Source organism: Chengkuizengella sediminis, assembly GCF_010078385.1.
In the GTDB taxonomy this organism is placed as follows: domain Bacteria; phylum Bacillota; class Bacilli; order Paenibacillales; family KCTC-33759; genus Chengkuizengella; species Chengkuizengella sediminis.
Genome location: NZ_SIJC01000012.1, coordinates 81,003 through 99,198 on the forward strand (window position 1 = coordinate 81,003; position 18,196 = coordinate 99,198).

The window sequence follows — 18,196 nt, forward strand, 5'->3', positions numbered from 1 at the left end:
TCCTATACACTGTTTTCAACAGATAAACCTTCTTCTTGCTGTACTACGTTCTCCTTTACTAGAGTTGCTTTTGTCCAACGACCATATAAATAGTAAGCAAATGAGCTTACAAATGTTAATACTTCAATCAGAGCCAACGTAATAAACACTCCATTGGTTTGATCTTTGAATAGTTGTGGCACAAACAATAAACAAACCAATACAACAACATACATGTTTGTAACGGTTAATATAATTCCACCTTTGGAGTCACCCGCTCCTGCTACCACAAATATAAAAACAATCGCAATCGTATTCAAAACCCAAGGAATCGTGTAATAAGTGAAAAAATTCGAATACAAAGGAATAAAATAATCATTCGTTGATAACGCTTTAGCTAATAAATTTTTACTAAGCAAAACAATTGCAGCAGCGATAGAACCATATCCCAACAAAATCATTACCATTTTTTTCACAAGATCCTTTACTGCCTCAATTTGTTTAGATCCGATATACTCAGAAACCATCGGTATGATACTGGCGGCAAAATTTTGTGCAAAAACACCTAGAAACACAAAAATATAAGAAGCGACAGCATAAACATTAAATGCATCCTCTGGATAATACGATAAAATGAGAATATACAAAAACATTGAAACATTATAGGTGAGTCCACTAAAAATTTGCGAGCCGATATAGGTAATATTTTGTTTTAGGAGCTGAAAATCAATTTTAAATGAAATCTGTTTTTTTGAGAGACCGATTTGTAAATGATCTTTCATAAATAGCTGCCAAATCATATAAATCGAACACAATAAATTAGCGACGATAGTACCAGTAGCAGCACCTGAGATGGCACTCATTCCGAATTGTATAAATACCAACATAAAAATAGGTGTGATGATAAGATTTGTTAATAGGGTAAGACCCAGACCCTTATATACAAGATTAAGCTTTTGAAAGTATCTTGGTAGTAATAAAAGGAGATTATTTAAAGAAATAGCAATATAACCAACTAAATATACACTCAAGTAACCTTCAACGTAGATCGAGATTTTCTGTGATACGCCAAACATTAATATTAACAATGGCAAGAGCAACAACCCAATTAACGTGGTGATCAACCCTGCATGAATTGAAAATGAAAAGCTTCCTTTCACGCCTCGCATTACCTTCTCAATATGACCAGCACCATTATGTTGACTAATATAAACTAATAGCGCTGAAATGACGCCTACTAAAACCGCTTCTATTAATAAAACAATAGACGAAGATACTCTTAAAGCAGATAACGCTTCCGGTTCACCAATAAAATAGTAAATCCAAAAAAAATCAATCCCGATCAGAAGAAGGTCTGCAACACCTATGAGCGTCATTGGAAGAGAAAATGAAATGATTTTTTTCCAATTTAAATTTGCTGTTTCCATTTTACCCACCTTTCTACTCAACCGTTCCAGAGATTAAACAATAATATGGTGTATATTTGGATGTATCCAATTCCATTAACGACTCAAGCAGTTCAATATCATAACTTTTAATTGGACGGCAGTATTGAAATTGACTAACATGGTTCAAAGAAATCAATTGGCATAAATAACCTAAAGATAAAATATACTGAGTTGCATTTTCCAAATGGAACACCTCATGGTTAATGAGAAATACAACAAAAAATGATACGCCTTTAAAGTTAATATACGGGTGTGTTTTATTTAATTTCACATAATTTATATTTGGTCCTTTTTCGTCTGTTGGTGGTTTGAAGATGCCATTACCTTGGTTGATATATGGAATGATTTGTAGTTGATTTCTAAAATCATGCATATCAAACAGTTGCTCTAAATGGTTAAACTCATGATCTAACTCGTCTTTAAATGAATAAGCTTTACTGATAATTTTCGGATTCACATTTGTAATTGGATATAAAAAAGGGCCACTATTTCTCATCTTGCATTTGAGTCTAAATTTAGTTAATTGATCATTCTCTACATCTATTGAAGTTTGTTTAATAAGTCGCAGGTGAATATTATGAGTGATATTTGACAGCTTATATTCACTTCCTAACAGCTTCGCAGTTGCTGCGATGTTGTATATAAAATGTCCTGTCTCTAAAATCAATAAAGATTTTTTTATGTTCATGTAATAGCTAGGATACTTATTCGTAAATTCAATTAGAATATCCCCTTTTTCAGTGTTTATCTTCGGATTATAATAATACCTATATTTTTCTTGAGAATCATCCTTTGTAACAAATTGATGATTTCCTAAAGATATAAACATTTTCAAAGGGTATAAACTTCTAGGAGATGGGTAACCTTTATGGATTTTATACGTTGTATCTCTCTCTATTCTTACTAAATCGTTAATACTTAACATATTCCTTATATAGGGGTCATTTTCATGTAGTTCAGCTACTTCTTCAATAAACTGATAATCATTTGTACTAGATTCCAGTTGCTGCGCAATCAATTTTGATTCTAGACCAAAGTAATGCGCCATTTCACTAAGAAAATCTTTAGATGTATACTGCACACTATCACTCCTCACTGCTTGTTCAAGCTAATGGATGCAAATTCCGATTCTCAATTCGACGATTTGTCTTTTCATGATTTACTAATCTTATTAAATGAGATGTAAAATCCAACGGGGTAGCTCCTATTAAAATTGCTTTGGTACAATAAAATGATAGAGCTTTCATAAAATCATTTGTTTGATTTACAATAAGTATGTCTTTATACACTTGTTTCACTTTGTCCTTCACGAATTCTAATTCTTCTTCAATATAAATACTTTTAAAAATACCTTCAGAAATCAGTTCTATATAGTTATATGGTTTAGCATTTTTCACTTTTTGCTCCAATAGTGGTTTTGAACAATAGGATAGAAAATAATAAATATGATCAAGTACATCATCTATCTCCTTTGTTTCCTCTATTCTATTTAAGTGATCAATGATCTTTTCTTTTGAGTTATTAGTGAGTTTTTGATAAGAGTTAAAAACCTCATAAAAAGCAGAATCTACTGCATATTGGATATTTATGTGACATCCTAAACCTGTAATTGAATAAAAAACATTGTCTTTATCTATACTTCTCAGCAAACACCAAACTACAGGAAGTTTCGTCTTGTTTTGTACATAATAAAACTCTAAATTATATCCTAGCTCTTCAAAATATAGCTTTCTTCCAAGCATGTTACTGCTCTCATGACCAAATTCAATTAAATAAATTGTATGTTGCTTTTCAAACCAAAAATTCATGAACGTGTCTCTTTCAACTGCTTCTAATATGGAGTAAAGGGAAGCTTCCTCTAAGCTATTTCCTACAGAACAACCGTTGGAGCTCTCATAGACAAACCTGTTTTTAATATCTTGCAATAAATATTGACTAATTTGTTCAGGAATATATTTCTCTTTACGATCTAACAGTGAAGTTGCTTTAACCCATTGCAAAGTAAGATCATCTGTGTACATCTCAAGAGCAGAGGATTTATCTACAACTTCGCTATCGTACACGCCAAAAATAATAGGATGCACTGCATTATTTTGAATTTCTCGATAACTTGCCTCTAAAGTATTAGGTAGTTTACTCGAAGCTGCACTTCTTTCCAAATATTCTGCTATAGCTTTAAACTTGGCATGATAAATATTAAAATCATAACCAAATCCTTGTATCGAATAATCCTCTTTGTTCGCCACAGATACAAATCCATCATTTTCATCAAATATACAACCGCCTTTATAAAAAAGAAGCAAAAGGTTAAGGTCCTTCACTGGTATATTGCTTTCTAACCTTTTGTGTTCCGGAGCATGTTTAACCTTATGAGCGTGATGATTTCTATACAATAATTTAACATTTGTTGAATCAAACCTTAGTGCTATGAATTTATGTATATTTAATAGAAAAAAGTATACGTACTTGTTTAAATTTACAATTTCATTGCACTTTTCAATCATACATGGCCATTCTGATAATTCCTTATCTATTCCTTCTACTTCACATTTTCTAATCTCCAACAATTCTTCCGTATAGGTAACAGTCAAAGCCATCCCGTTGAAATCCACATGAATTGTATTTCCAACTATTTCTATATGACAATTGACATCAATGCTCCTAAAAATGTTAATACATAATTCCTTGTAGTTGTTCATTAATAATTTCGTTTCCACTTATCTTCAACTCTTTCCCTTTAAATTGATGATTAATGAGCAGCGTTAAAAATAGAGTGTATTCATTACACGTGTTTTCCCCCGTATAAATTGCAGTCAAATTGTCACTCTTCAACTCTTTATGACCTTCTTTGTTATGGATAGAAATATTTATTGAGAAGTAAATACTTAACAATTTACGAAGAAACGATTCACTATTTAAAGGATACTCTGTATTACATCCTCTAATTTGATATTGTTCTCCTTTGTTAGAACAATTTAAGATAACAAATAGGTTTCGAATCGCATCTTCTTTGTCATAACCAATTGAGTATAAATTACTTTTGCTTTCTAAATCATGGAGTGTACAATGCACAAGTGGAAAATAATTTTCTTTATTAAATTCAATGTCATAACCAGACAATTTGTAGTCTACCAAACAACTATTAGAATAATTTAATTCGTTCACCTGTTCTGTAATAAGATAATCAAACTCATTGTTATAAATCGTCAAGTCAATTTTGATAATATGAACATCATTTATATCAAGAACGTCATCCCTTAGCTTCTCCAAAAAAACAAACGCTGCATATTGATCCATCATTACACTATCTATCGTATAGTTATTTAACTTGTTGGATGGTTTTGTTGTGATATACAAACTATCTTTGCATACATACACATATACCTCTTTACCATCCATAACATTGTTATGTAAACATAATGTTTGTCCCAATTCATCTTCTATTATTTGACTTTTCTCACTAAGCTGTTGTTGAATTGATTTTAGTAATGCTAATGGTCCGTGAATACAATTAATTCCTTTTAAATCAGCATACTCTTCTTGATCATGTTCGAGACTCACCATATTATTTTTCATCAACACTTGTAACATTTTAGACTCAAAAGATTTGTTATCTTCTAAAAGAGGAGAAATATTTGGATTCAATTTTATTGTTTTCAACAACTGGTAAGTTAACTCTTTTTGTTTATCGTTTAGATTCATTTTTAAGTTTTTATCTTTCGTTGTCAGAATAAAGTCAGAATCAATATCAACAATATGCAAAGTAGGTTCTATATAGGCATTCATTCATTAATTCACCTCCAATAGTTTTTCTTCATATCGCATCGAACTAATTAAGAAATTCATATAAAACTTTTCAATAGGTTTAATGTTTAAAAGCACTAATTTTTCATACAATACATTTAAAATCCATTTATTTGTACATAATACTTTGTCGCTCAAGACAGCTTCCTTCAACTCCACATCTTCAAAAATGGATGCATGCCTCACAGAAGTTTGATTCACTTTAGAATTAAATTGGTTTGATGAATATGGAGAGTGGAAATTGATCAATCCTTCATCAACGTACTTGGAAACTAATCGATAAACCTCGAATAAACGTGAAACTAATTTTGAGCTCCCATCATTACCCTTTTTTAAACTCTCAACATCAACCACTATTCTCTTTTTAAAAATTTGTTGAATCCGCTTTCTATCACTTAGTTTGAGAGAGTTTAAAAATCCAATATAATGTGATAAATGAGACGTGTATCCATTAGAGTATAATAAATCACTTTCACTAATCACCTTATCAGGCAATTGTTTTACAAATGGATATATATCATGAACAATTGTTAAAACATTATTATCCTTCCAGTAACGCTCCATATAAAAAGAATCAAATATCCGATGAATAAATATATATAATTTCAATTGATCCATATTCTCGAAATAAAAACAATCATCTATTTGATTGATCTTCACTTTATTTTGAAAAATTTCTTGTTGAGAATGAAGTTGATTCGTGATCCGGGCTACCTTTTCATATTTATTTTTGAAGGTATCTATACAGTAAGTAGAGGTAGGTTCATTTTTTAAGATGGAAGACAGTAGCTTGTAGTTTTTATTCACTTTATCACTATCAAAAAAACCTAGTATTTTTACATGGTAACCATATTGCCAACCTTTAATCAAAGTTGTACTCTTTTCAGTTTGTACGATATGCTTCAAAGTTTTAAACACTTGATGATTAGTATTCTCTTCATTGACGAAACATGTAATTTCATAAAAGTTCATGATACCCCCCCTGAATATCTAAAGTGTACTTGAGGTTGTAAAAGGTATAACTTGCTGTTTCATAAATTTTATTTTCCAGATCACGGTCAATCCCCATAAAACGATTCATTGTCATATGCACTATGCTTTTTAAAATATAAAAACTTCTCTCACTATGAAATGATTGCTGTACTTGTTCACAATATTCTCTTGCTAATTTCCTTTTCTCTAAAAGAACATTGTTTTCTCTATCGTAGAAAAAAAGCATTTCTTTTGCTGCACCCGTATACTTTTGTCTGTTTGTGCTAAACTCCTTTAAAACAGATTTGTCTTTTTCACCTCGTAATTCTCTTAAAAATTGAAAAGCATTGTCATAATTATCAAACAAATCCATCACAGTATATAAACAAACCATAACACCTTGTTCCAGTTTACTTTTATGCTTGAACATTTTCAGCTCATTCACTAGATATAAAAACTTTGTATCATAACAAAAAAACTCATGTGCCACATTGCATAATTCGTGACCGCCATATCTTGAATACTCAGGAAAAAAGGTTTCTTCTGAATATTTTTTTATCGTTCTATCCTTCACCCATTTCTGTAAAAACAAATCAAATTTTAATTTTAACAACTGATCATCGTGTTTAAATCTCAAACGAATATGTTCATCATTATCACTGTAACTCACTATAAAATATTGGTGGATGTTCTGTTCTTCCAACCACTTAATACAGCTGTTACTTATCTGTAATCTCTCACCTTTTCTATAATAAATATTGTAATAATACCAACTGAGATCAGTGATTGGTGTAGGACCATCATAACAATTTGTAATTTCAATTGATTTATCTTTATGATTATGGTCTGGCAGCACAGTTATAATGAAATCTAAATTCATATTAGCAGCGTCGTTTATATCATATAAATCTGGCGCTTCTGTTAAAATGATAAGCTCCTTTGTACTCTGACTGTTTAATTCGTTTAATATTAAGTCGACACCTAATGATGTATGGACATGGACAGGTAAACTCATATCACCTTTCAACAAGTAAACTACAGGATCTACTTTATAATATTTAATAAATTCCTGAATATATTCTCTTTCACTTTTACCTGTTAAGCTTATTTCTCTTTCCATATGTGTTTTTTTGATATTCCAACGTTTTAAAGACAAAATAATTTGTTTGTATTCAATTCTTGGAATATAATTCAAGTTCTCTGCAATACCTAAATTAAAATCTCTAGGTGTATTGGAAACGTATTTCCCAAATTGATGTAAAAATAAAAGAGAACGATCTTCGTTGAAATTGCTATAATATAACATATGGGTAAATGTGGGGATAATTTTTTTACCAATAGATTTGCTCTTTAAATAGAGACCGTCATGATCTAAACCGACTACAATATCCTTTACAGTAATATAAGTTTTATCCTTACAATGTTCAGGTGTATTGATAAGTATTTGTATATCATCTTTAGCATAAGTAACTCCTAAGTCACTATAATGATTTGCCACAACATTTACTTCTGCATTTACAATGTTCTGATTACTGTACCTCAGTTTTCGAGTATCTTCATTTGTATTCAACTTAAATCTTCCTCTGAATGAAGTAGAGGTATTGCTAAAGGAATTTTCATTTAAAACGATTTTATCTCTACCATTTTCTTTAATGAGATTAACTTTAACATCATATCCTTCATTTATTTTTTTGCCTGAATAATGTTGAGATAAATCCGTAATAAATTGAATATCATTATTGGATAATCGTATGGTATTGTTTTTATTTAAAATGGCATCTTGTACTAGATTTAAAATATATTCATTAAACTTATCTTCTGTCGATGAATCCATGCTTATATAATGTTGATCAAACTTAGGGGCGCCGATACCAGTATCCTCATCAATGAGATCAATTAAGTTAATTTCATTAAAAAAACCGTATTCATCAAGAAACTGAACTTCATAGTTTTCCCATAATTTGTGAAAAGAATTTAAAACATTGAACGAGGACAAAAACTGAACATCAAGAGCAAACTGTTGCATAATATTTTCATCTAGTTTATAAGCAGCGTGATGTGAAACTAAGTCCACTACAACATACCTTTTACTTATACAAACTTCACTCATTTTATGGATAACTTCCTGATAAGTTTGAATACCATCACCAATTTGACTGATTTTATATAGTTCTATCAACTTCTCTATTTCTATTAACTGTTCATAAAGCTCTGCATCTATGAGTTCTTTCTCCTTGAGAATAAGTTGTAGACCACTTTTATTCTGCTGAAGATCTAAAATAGAATGTGGTCTTAGATGACTAAATATCATATTATTATTCAACAAACGTTTAATTGAGATGAGAATATGTTGTTCTTTTTGAGGATTTCCCCCACTTAATAACAGAATAATTTCATTCAAAGTTTTAGGAGCATCGAGTGCTGACATCAACTCTCGAAGAAATTTCGTTTTTTTAAGACTCATTCTATTTTGGCTATCGTCAATTGCAACATCTAAATAAAATTTATCATTCATTTCTCTAAGTAAGTTATTTTTATACAACAAAATATTAGAATCAATAACTTGAGATTGCTCAATTCGTTTAACAAGATGGCTTAACCAATCCATTGAAATCCTTACTTCTTTGTAAGAATCAGTAATAGATTGTTCATTAGAATTGAAATCATTTTCCAATAATCCTGCAAACAACCCATATGGCATTGGTCTCGATGACATTCTCAAAATATATTTCACAACGGAAACGATCACATCTTCACTCATTTTTTTTCCGTTTTTAATCTCTATCAATTGATGATGTAAATCATGACTTGCAATAAGAATTCTTTCCATAAATGAAAGATCTTCTATGATGTTTAAAATATAATTTTTAAGATTACTTGTATGAAAAAGATCATATATATAATATTTTTCCATTGCTGGACTTCTAACAATATATTTATTGCAAATACTCATGCACAACACTCTTTCATCATGTAATTATTGAGACTCAAATAAAGTGAATGCTCAGTTAACATAACTAACTGAGCATTCATTGTTACTTTTAGTGTTTAGTTTTTACTACTGAACAAGAATTATGGCCATTTGAAGCTCCCATAGCTTCTAAAACTGTAGCAGATGATACTTCGTACACCTCAAGGTCAAGATTAAACTCTTCTTCCTCAAGATTTAATTTTTTTTCTTCTGACATAATATTTCTCCTCCTGTCATTTTAGAATAGATGCAAGACTTTAAGTAGTAATTAATCTTTCTATATAGTACTATAATCTGTATATTATTGTCTATAATGCATAATCCTTGAATATAACCAACTAGATCCCAAATAACTATAAAAATATAGATAAACCTCTTATTTTCTATTTGTAATATACAAATATGTATATCGCATTAGTGAAACGGGTTGATTTTGCTACAAACAATCAAATGTCTTACGTAGCATTAAATTGACAAATTATGAAATAGACATACGTGAGAGGAACATGGTGTACTCTTGGGTGAAGGTAGGGGAATTTCCACATCAAAAAACCCCTAACTAAGAGCTAGGGGTCTTTGGACGGTGATTTTTTGAAATCATTCTAATATTTAACGAGGAGAAACCTTTATCATATAGGAATACAATAAAATTTTAACCTATGTCAAAGCTTTTGGCTTATTTCAAGGGTTGATATTTCTTCTACATCGAATCAGAAAGAATCACTTTGGCTGATTCGTTGAATTGATAGTCCAACGGAACCACACCTCTCTTTCACCGTCAAAAGTATTATGACCCATTTGAAATATAAATATTCACTTATTTATGTGCCAATTTGCGACCTGGAATTTCACCAGTTTTTTCAAAACCTTCAACGATCACATCAATTTCTTTTTTCAATTCATTCACTAACTCAGCTTCTGGTACCTTACGGATCATTTCTCCATAACGGAATAACATCCCTTCACCTCTTGCACCAGCAATACCAATATCTGCTTCTCTCGCTTCTCCAGGTCCATTTACAGCACAACCTAATACTGAAACCTTAATTGGGACCTTTACATTTTGAATGTAGTCTTCAACTTCATTAGCAATGGAGAATAAATCAATATCAAGCCTTCCACAAGTTGGACATGAAACAAGTGTGGCTGCATTAGCAATCAAGCCAAACGATTTTAATAATTCTCTTGCTACTTTCACTTCTTCAACTGGATCTGCACTTAAAGAAATGCGCATAGTAGAACCTAAACCTTTAGCTAACAATGCACCTAAACCTGCTGCACTTTTTATTGTTCCTGCATGTAAGGTACCTGCTTCTGTTATCCCTAAGTGTAGTGGATAATTAAATTTTTCTGCAAATTTTGAATAAGCCTCAATAGCCATAGGTACATCTGAGGCTTTCAAAGAAACAATAATATCTTTAAAATCAAGTTCTTCTAAGATCCTTATATGGAATTCAGCACTTTCAACCATTGCATCTGGTGTAGGATATCCATATTTATCCAACAAATGATTTTCAAGTGAACCTGCATTCACACCAATGCGAATGGGTATACCACGTTCTTTACACGCTTTAACTACTGCTTCAACCTTTTCCCTTTTTCCAATATTTCCTGGATTTATTCTGACTTTATCAATTCCATTTTCTATGGCAGCCAGAGCTAATTTATAATCGAAATGAATATCTGCAACTAATGGAATACTAATTTGTTTTTTTATTTCTTTAATCGCGTCAGCAGCTTCTTGATTATTTACAGTGACTCGAACTAATTGACATCCGGCCTCTTCCAACCTATGAATTTCAGCAACAGTTGCTTTTACATCTGCAGTTTTAGTTGTACACATACTTTGAATAATCAGCTCATTATTTCCGCCAATCGTTAAATCCCCAACCTTAACAGGTATCGTTTCATCCCTTAAAAACATAACCGTCTCTCCCATGAAATACAACTACCTATCTCAATACATCCATTTATAGACCTGAAAGTAGTAAGATAGGTAATTTAGATTTTATGAATTTTTTTATGCACTTTCCTCTTTACTGTTGTCATCTTTTAACAACTGAGGAGCTACATTGTTCTTGATAACATCCTCTTTGATAATACATTTTTTAATATCTGTTTTGGATGGAACTTCATACATTACATCCAACATCACACCTTCGATAATGGCTCTTAAGCCTCTGGCACCTGTGTTCCGCTTAATGGCTTCTTTTGCAATTTCATTTAAGGCATTATCTTCAAACTCAAGCTCTACACCATCGATTTCAAGCAATTTCTGATATTGTTTTACTAGAGAATTTTTAGGTTCCTTAAGTATGCGAACTAGTGCAGTTTCATCTAATTTTTCCAATGAAGAGATCACAGGTAAACGTCCAACAAACTCAGGGATTAAACCATATTTTAATAAATCCTCTGGTAAAATCATTGACAAGAAATCTTCATCTTTGTTCATGTTATTTTTCGTATTGTCATTATTATTAAAACCAATGACTTTTTTACCAAGTCTTCTCTTAATAATTGGTTCGATACCATCAAATGCACCACCGCAAATAAATAGAATATTTGTTGTGTCTATTTGAATGAATTCTTGATGGGGATGCTTACGCCCTCCCTGTGGTGGTACAGATGCAGTTGTTCCTTCTAAAATCTTTAAAAGTGCCTGCTGTACCCCTTCACCTGAAACATCCCTTGTTATAGATGGATTTTCAGATTTTCTGGCAACTTTATCAATTTCATCAATGTATATGATTCCTTTTTCTGCCTTTTCTACATCATAATCAGCGGCTTGAATCAATTTTAATAATATGTTCTCAACATCTTCCCCTACGTAACCCGCTTCTGTTAAAGATGTTGCATCCGCAATAGCAAACGGTACATTTAAAATTTTTGCTAACGTCTGAGCTAGAAGCGTTTTTCCACTACCTGTAGGTCCAATTAGTGCGATATTACTTTTCTGTAATTCCACATCTTCAGCTTTATTTTTGGAATTGATACGTTTGTAATGATTATAAACAGCGACGGACAATGATTTTTTAGCATGCTCTTGACCGATAACATAATCATTTAAGATACCAAAAATCTCTTGAGGTTTTGGTATTTCTTGAACTTCTAACTCTTCTTCAGTACCTAGTTCTTCTTCAACGATTTCAGTACATAGATCTATACATTCATCACAAATATATACACCTGGACCTGCAACTAATTTTCTTACTTGTTCTTGTGATTTTCCACAGAAAGAACATTTTAATTGACCTTTTTCATCGTTAAACTTAAACATTCCATCACTCCTTTATAAAGTCGGTACGAGTGATAACTTCATCAATTAATCCATACTCTTTTGATTCGTCAGCACTCATAAAGAAATCCCTATCAGTATCTCTCTCTATTTTACTCATAGGTTGTCCTGTTCTCTCTACATATATTTGATTTAACTTTTTCTTTGTACGAATAATCCAATCCGCATGAATTTTGATATCTGTTGCTTGACCTCTAACACCACCAAGAGGTTGATGTATCATGACTTCACTATTAGGCAAAGCAAAACGTTTGCCTTTCGCACCTGCTGTTAGCAATAGTGATCCCATACTCGCAGCCATTCCAACACAAATCGTTGAAACATCAGGTTTTATAAATTGCATTGTATCAAAAATCCCCATCCCTGCAGTAACAGAGCCTCCAGGTGAATTAATATACAAATGTATGTCTTTATCTGGGTCATCCGCAGCTAAAAATAACATTTGAGCTATGACAATGTTTGCTACATTATCATCAATTGCACTGCCTAAAAAAATAATTCGATCCTTTAGTAATCGTGAATAAATATCATAAGATCTCTCTCCACGATTCGTTTGCTCAACTACTATAGGTACAAGATTCATGCATACATCTCCTTTTATCTATACAGAATGAACCTTAAAATGAATTTGTTACAATTTAATTCATTTTAATTATTTTATCATGTTATGACCGTGATGTCATATTGAACTAATAATCCTTACTTAAGATCATTTACGTCCATGTGATTAATGTAAGATCAGTACTTCTTGCGCTGACAAAGTGGGGGACTATTTGGAATATCCCTTTAAGGTAAAAAATAAGGCACGCGCTAATATAGCTGTGCCTTTTACAAGTCAGTAATGATTTATTCTTCTACAGCCTCTTCAGCTTCTTCAATTGCTGGTACATTCACACTGTGCTCAAGTAAAATCTGAATTGCTTTACGATTAGCAACATCTTGCTTTAAGGTTTCTAGATTCCCATTAACAGTAAATATGTTTCTTAGTTCTTCTGCCGTTTTTTGATACATACCTGCAAGTTTCTCTAGTTCCTCATTTAAATCTTCTTCAGAAACTTCAACTTTCTCATTAACCGTGATCGCTTCTAAAACTAAAGTCTGATTTACTCTTTTTTCAGCGTCATTTTTCATTTGTTCTTTTAATGCAGCTTCATCTTGATTAGAAAATTGATAATACATTTCTAAAGTCATACCTTGCATTTTTAAACGATTTTCAAAATCCTCAATCATGTGATTCGTTTCTGTATCTATCATGACTTGAGGAATAACAACTTCAGAAACTACTGTTGCTTTTTCAACAACTGTATTTTCTCTATATTGATCCTCTTCTTTTTCCTTAGCTTCTTGTAAACCTTTTTTAATATCTTCTTTGTATTCATCTAAAGTTTCAAATTCACTTACATCTTTTGCAAACTCATCATCAAGTGCAGGGAATTTTTTTCTTTTAATTTCATGTAATTTCACTTTAAACACAGCAGGTTTTCCAGCTAAGTTCTCAGCTTGATATTGTTCAGGGAATGTAACTTCTACATCTTTATCCTCATCTTTAATCATTCCTATTACTTGATCTTCAAACCCAGGAATAAATGAACCTGAACCTAACTCTAATGAATACTTTTCAGCTTTTCCACCTTCAAAAGGTTCATTATCTACAAAACCATCAAAATCAATGATGACAGTATCGCCATTTTCTGCTGCGCCTTCTTCAACAACAATTAACTCCGCATGACGCTCCTGATTTTTTTTCAATTCTTCTTCGATAGCCTCATCACTCACTGAGAAATCTTTCTCAGGAATTTCCAAACCTTTATATTCACCTAGATTCACTTCTGGTTTAACTTGTACCTTAGCAGAGAACTTAAGTGGTTGACCTTTTTCAAATTGTTCTATATCAATTTCTGGACGATCAATTGGATCAATCTTAGTTTCCATTACTGCATCGGAATATGCAACAGGCAATATAATATCCAAAGCGTCTTGATATAAACTTTCTACTCCAAATCTAGCTTCAAAAATTTGACGAGGCACTTTACCTTTACGGAATCCTGGTACGTTAGCCTTCTTTGCTACTTTTTTAAAAGCTTGATCAAGAGCGTCTGCTACTTGGCTTTCATCTACTTCAATGTTAAGAACGCCTTCGTTCTTTTCTAATTTTTCCCAGCTTGCTTTCATTTTATGCTTTCCCCTCCAAAAAATTTACCGTTTCTTCATTTGGTAATTATCTATACTTACCATTATAACCACTACATTATAAGATAAACTTTGAATATTGTCCATGAAAAGACAGATAGAAATTTTCTATTCCTACAAAACTTTATTATACAAAAGTTAACTATAAAAAATCAACAGTATGTATCTCATAGATTTCAATATATTTGTAAAACCGTTTCAATGTAAGATTTCATTTTTTTGTATGTCTTTTCCATCATTATCACATCATCTTTTTTCAAGTCATATGATTGAATTAACAATTCCTCATCTATGTTTCCTATCGTCATTTCCAATGAAATTTTATGTAATGCATAAGCACAAGGAGCTGAATTTTGGTGTTGGGTAATTTCACTGTAGCTTTTGGTTCCATATATGTAGGATAAAAATTCCTTCCAAGTTTGTTCTGCAAATGCACTAACGATAGGATCGTTATTTTCTGTTATCTCTCTTACAATATGAATAACATCAACTATGATGTTCGGAAAATCCTCAAAATGTATAGGTGTATTCTCAATATTAACCTTTAGTCTCTCACCTAATTTATTAAAAGAGACTTCCCCTTTTGCTTCCCTTTGTTTTAATGTTTGTAATGCTTTAAATTGAAGCATCGGATTTAAGTTCTCGTTCTGAAACCATTTTATTATCTTTTCATTCATTTGAGAATCATCTATATGAACTAACTGATCTAACGCTAACCATTTCTTTTCAAGAGAAGATTCATTCATTAACATTTCTAATAATTTATCGGTATAATCCTCATCCTCTAATAGCTTCGTTTGGATTTGTTCATTTATTATTTTTTTTTCATCCCACTCTTCACCATCAGCTTTTTGATCTTGTTGTAGACTTGCTGTATGAGTAGTTAACCATTCTAAAAGCAATTCCCATTCCTCGTATGTATCTTTATCTTCACCTTCACACAGCAGTAAATAATGTAATAATTTTAGTGCTTCATCATATTGCTCCGTCTCTAACAATGTAGTTAGAGTGTTCTGATAACTTTGTAAAGTACCTGGGAATAAAACTATATTTTTCTTTTGGTTCATTTCCTTCACCTCTCAATCAATAGATGTTTTTTTGTATAAAAATGTCATTCTAGATCATTAAGGGACTTTTTAAACGCGTCTTTTAAGTGTAATATATAGCTAAGTCATACTTATATATTTAATAAAGAGGTCTTGAAATGATATTCTCAATAAAAAAACTTACTCTGAAGATTAGTATATGTTTATTGTTCATCCTACTAGTCAGTGCTTGTTATGCTCAAAATAACACAGAAGATGTGACTGAGTTACATATATCTGCTGCCTCAAGTTTAACAAATGCTCTAAACGAAATAAAAAATGAGTTTGAAAAAAATAATGCTGAAATAAAAATTATTTATAATTTTGGCGCATCTGGAACCTTATCAGCTCAAATCAAACAAGGAGCACCTATAGATGTATTTTTTTCAGCAAATAAGCAATATATGGATGAGTTAGTTGAACTTGGTTTAATTGAATCAAATGATATCGTTAATTTACTTTCAAATCAAATCGTATTCATAACAAAAAACGATTCTGACCTATATATTGACTCATTAGATGAGTTATTAAATTCTGAAGTTATTTCCATTGCAGTTGGAGATCCTGCAATCGTTCCAGCAGGAGATTATACAAAGCAACTACTAAACAATTCAGAACTATGGCAAGAATTAGAATCAAAATTCATTTTCACTACAAATGTTAGACAAGCTTTAAATTATTCTGATACAGGAAATGTCGATGCTGCATTTGTTTATAAAAGTGATGCGTTGCAATCCAATCAATCAAAAATCATTTATATAACAGATCAAACCAAATACGACTCGATATCCTATCCAATTGGTATTATCAATGATACAGAGAAGAAAAAATCAGCAGAAACTTTCATCACCTTCTTACAAAAAGAAGTTTCTCAAAATATATTCAAGGAGCATGGTTTTTTAAAACTAAAAAAATAAGGTTGATCCTATGACAAACATCGAATTAGAATCATTTATCACACCTATTATTATCTCTTTAAAAGTTGCTTTTACTGCAAGTATTGTTGTTTTCTTATTTTCTATTCCAATTGCGTTTATCATGGCGAGAAAAAAATTCCCTGGGAAAGCATTGTTGGAGACCGTTTTTATGCTTCCATTAGTCCTTCCACCTACAGTTGTTGGATTTCTTTTATTAATGCTTTTAGGAAGGAGTAGTTGGGTTGGACAAGCGATTGAATGGATATTTAATCAACCTGTAGTTTTCACTTGGTGGGCTGCAGTAATCGCCGCGTCTGTTGTCTCATTTCCTCTCGTCTATCAAACACTCAAGTCTGGATTTTCATCCGTTGAAAACGAGATCGAAAACGCTGCGAGAAACAGCGGGGCATCTGAATGGCAGGTAATAAGGTATATTACTATTCCATTATCTTTCAAATTTTTTATATCAGCATATATTTTAGGATTTGCTAGAGGATTAGGGGAATTTGGAGCTACCATCATGATTGCAGGAAATATCCCCAATAAAACACAAACGATATCCACTGCCATTTTTCTAGCTACGGAAACAGGTGATATGACTTTAGTATGGTTGTGGGTCTTTAGTATCGTACTTATTTCGTTTATGATGTTATGGATTGTAAACCGTTCAAATCATTAGTGTGAAAAGGAAGTATATGTTAATGTATTTCCTTAAATTTAAGTAGGTTTGTAGTCAACTAATGAGTTTTTTTTAAAATTTTAAATTAAGTATTGCATAATTAAAAATCATGTGATATTATATTTCTTGTCGCTTCAAACGAAACAAACTTGTCCCAGTAGCTCAGCTGGATAGAGCAACGGCCTTCTAAGCCGTCGGTCGGGAGTTCGAATCTCTCCTGGGACGCCATTACGATTTTGTGATACAAGTTAGGTACATATAACAAACCCTCAGAAACGCCGTTATTTCAACGTTTTTGAGGGTTTTTTTATTTTTATAAATTGACAAGAATACGATATAAAAACATATAAAATGATTTTTTTTTACACATTTTTTACACAATCATTTCACGTGACATGATCATTCCCAAAACGTGCTCATCCGTATCTAATTCATTTAACAATTTTATATATTTTCTTTCTGAATCAAAATCGATCGTCAACACCAAATCATCATTGCTCGCATTTTCTTTTGTTATAGCAACTTTAGGTAAAATATTACATTACCTTCAGATACATATATTTAATATAATATATTTTTTTATGGGCATGGTTTCATTTAAGGTGAAACCTAAGAAAAACCACCGACTTTTTAAGGTCAGTGGTTTCTTCTCATTTTAAAAGGAGAATCATAATCCCTAGTATTTGATCCTTGTTGAAAAGGAAATACGGCATCAATTTGACAAGTAGATAGAATGCATTTTTCTGAAGGTCTGGATACTATTACAATACCTTCTCCAACCTGATTTACAATGCCTTCACAAATTCGTTGACCATTACAAGGAAATATTACCTCAACCGATTGTTCTATTTTGAAT

At 31.6% G+C, this 18,196-nt stretch carries 15 protein-coding genes and 1 tRNA gene; 3 read left to right on the forward strand and 13 right to left on the reverse strand.

Going from position 1 to position 18,196, the window contains the following annotated elements; genetic code table 11:
- Nucleotides 1–2: 2 nt before the first annotated feature.
- The 12 genes from EPK97_RS18395 to EPK97_RS18450 form a co-directional block, all read right to left on the reverse strand.
- The gene (locus EPK97_RS18395) at nucleotides 3–1,406 is read right to left on the reverse strand and encodes an MATE family efflux transporter (RefSeq protein WP_162038097.1); all 1,404 of its coding nucleotides are present in this window, start codon (nucleotides 1,404–1,406) and stop codon (nucleotides 3–5) included.
- Nucleotides 1,407–1,419: 13 nt separating this feature from the next.
- Nucleotides 1,420–2,508 (reverse strand): hypothetical protein, encoded by a 1,089-nt coding sequence (locus EPK97_RS18400; RefSeq protein WP_162038098.1) that lies wholly within the window; start codon nucleotides 2,506–2,508, stop codon nucleotides 1,420–1,422.
- 22 nt (nucleotides 2,509–2,530) lie between these two features.
- The gene (locus EPK97_RS18405; RefSeq protein ID WP_162038099.1) at nucleotides 2,531–4,144 is read right to left on the reverse strand and encodes a YcaO-like family protein; all 1,614 of its coding nucleotides are present in this window, start codon (nucleotides 4,142–4,144) and stop codon (nucleotides 2,531–2,533) included.
- Entirely contained in the window at nucleotides 4,098–5,213 is a 1,116-nt protein-coding gene (locus EPK97_RS18410; RefSeq protein WP_162038100.1) for a hypothetical protein, read from the reverse strand. Before EPK97_RS18410 ends, EPK97_RS18405 begins: the two co-directional genes overlap by 47 nt.
- Before the next feature lie 3 nt (nucleotides 5,214–5,216).
- Nucleotides 5,217–6,203 (reverse strand): hypothetical protein, encoded by a 987-nt coding sequence (locus EPK97_RS18415; RefSeq protein ID WP_162038101.1) that lies wholly within the window; start codon nucleotides 6,201–6,203, stop codon nucleotides 5,217–5,219.
- A complete protein-coding gene (locus EPK97_RS18420) occupies nucleotides 6,190–9,156 on the reverse strand; it encodes a thiopeptide-type bacteriocin biosynthesis protein (protein WP_162038102.1) in 2,967 nt (988 codons plus the stop codon). Before EPK97_RS18420 ends, EPK97_RS18415 begins: the two co-directional genes overlap by 14 nt.
- Nucleotides 9,157–9,244: 88 nt before the next feature.
- Nucleotides 9,245–9,391, reverse strand: a complete 147-nt coding sequence (locus tag EPK97_RS18425; protein WP_162038103.1) for a thiopeptide-type bacteriocin — start codon at nucleotides 9,389–9,391, stop codon at nucleotides 9,245–9,247.
- Between the two features lie 600 nt (nucleotides 9,392–9,991).
- Complete coding sequence (gene ispG, locus EPK97_RS18430; protein WP_162038104.1) at nucleotides 9,992–11,098, reverse strand: flavodoxin-dependent (E)-4-hydroxy-3-methylbut-2-enyl-diphosphate synthase; 1,107 nt, start codon at nucleotides 11,096–11,098, stop codon at nucleotides 9,992–9,994.
- 96 nt (nucleotides 11,099–11,194) lie between these two features.
- Nucleotides 11,195–12,451 (reverse strand): ATP-dependent protease ATP-binding subunit ClpX, encoded by a 1,257-nt coding sequence (gene clpX, locus EPK97_RS18435; RefSeq protein ID WP_162038105.1) that lies wholly within the window; start codon nucleotides 12,449–12,451, stop codon nucleotides 11,195–11,197.
- Between the two features lie 4 nt (nucleotides 12,452–12,455).
- Nucleotides 12,456–13,052 (reverse strand): ATP-dependent Clp endopeptidase proteolytic subunit ClpP, encoded by a 597-nt coding sequence (clpP, locus tag EPK97_RS18440; protein ID WP_162038106.1) that lies wholly within the window; start codon nucleotides 13,050–13,052, stop codon nucleotides 12,456–12,458.
- Between the two features lie 263 nt (nucleotides 13,053–13,315).
- Nucleotides 13,316–14,641, reverse strand: a complete 1,326-nt coding sequence (gene tig / locus EPK97_RS18445; protein WP_162038107.1) for a trigger factor — start codon at nucleotides 14,639–14,641, stop codon at nucleotides 13,316–13,318.
- A 194-nt stretch (nucleotides 14,642–14,835) separates the two neighbouring features.
- Complete coding sequence (locus EPK97_RS18450) at nucleotides 14,836–15,726, reverse strand: hypothetical protein (RefSeq protein WP_162038108.1); 891 nt, start codon at nucleotides 15,724–15,726, stop codon at nucleotides 14,836–14,838.
- Between the two features lie 137 nt (nucleotides 15,727–15,863).
- On the opposite strand from EPK97_RS18450, the gene modA reads away from it, so the two are divergent.
- The 3 genes from modA to EPK97_RS18465 all read left to right on the forward strand — a co-directional run bounded on the left by modA (nucleotide 15,864) and on the right by EPK97_RS18465 (nucleotide 17,568).
- Nucleotides 15,864–16,661, forward strand: a complete 798-nt coding sequence (gene modA, locus EPK97_RS18455) for a molybdate ABC transporter substrate-binding protein (protein WP_162038109.1) — start codon at nucleotides 15,864–15,866, stop codon at nucleotides 16,659–16,661.
- Between the two features lie 10 nt (nucleotides 16,662–16,671).
- Nucleotides 16,672–17,340, forward strand: coding sequence for a molybdate ABC transporter permease subunit (gene modB / locus EPK97_RS18460; RefSeq protein ID WP_162038110.1), 669 nt, complete (start codon nucleotides 16,672–16,674; stop codon nucleotides 17,338–17,340).
- A 151-nt stretch (nucleotides 17,341–17,491) separates the two neighbouring features.
- Nucleotides 17,492–17,568, forward strand: a tRNA-Arg gene (locus tag EPK97_RS18465).
- A gap of 408 nt (nucleotides 17,569–17,976) precedes the next feature.
- Here EPK97_RS18465 and EPK97_RS21580 read toward each other — a convergent pair.
- The coding region (locus EPK97_RS21580) for a hypothetical protein (protein WP_205690283.1) at nucleotides 17,977–18,196 on the reverse strand (220 nt) is incomplete at its 5' end.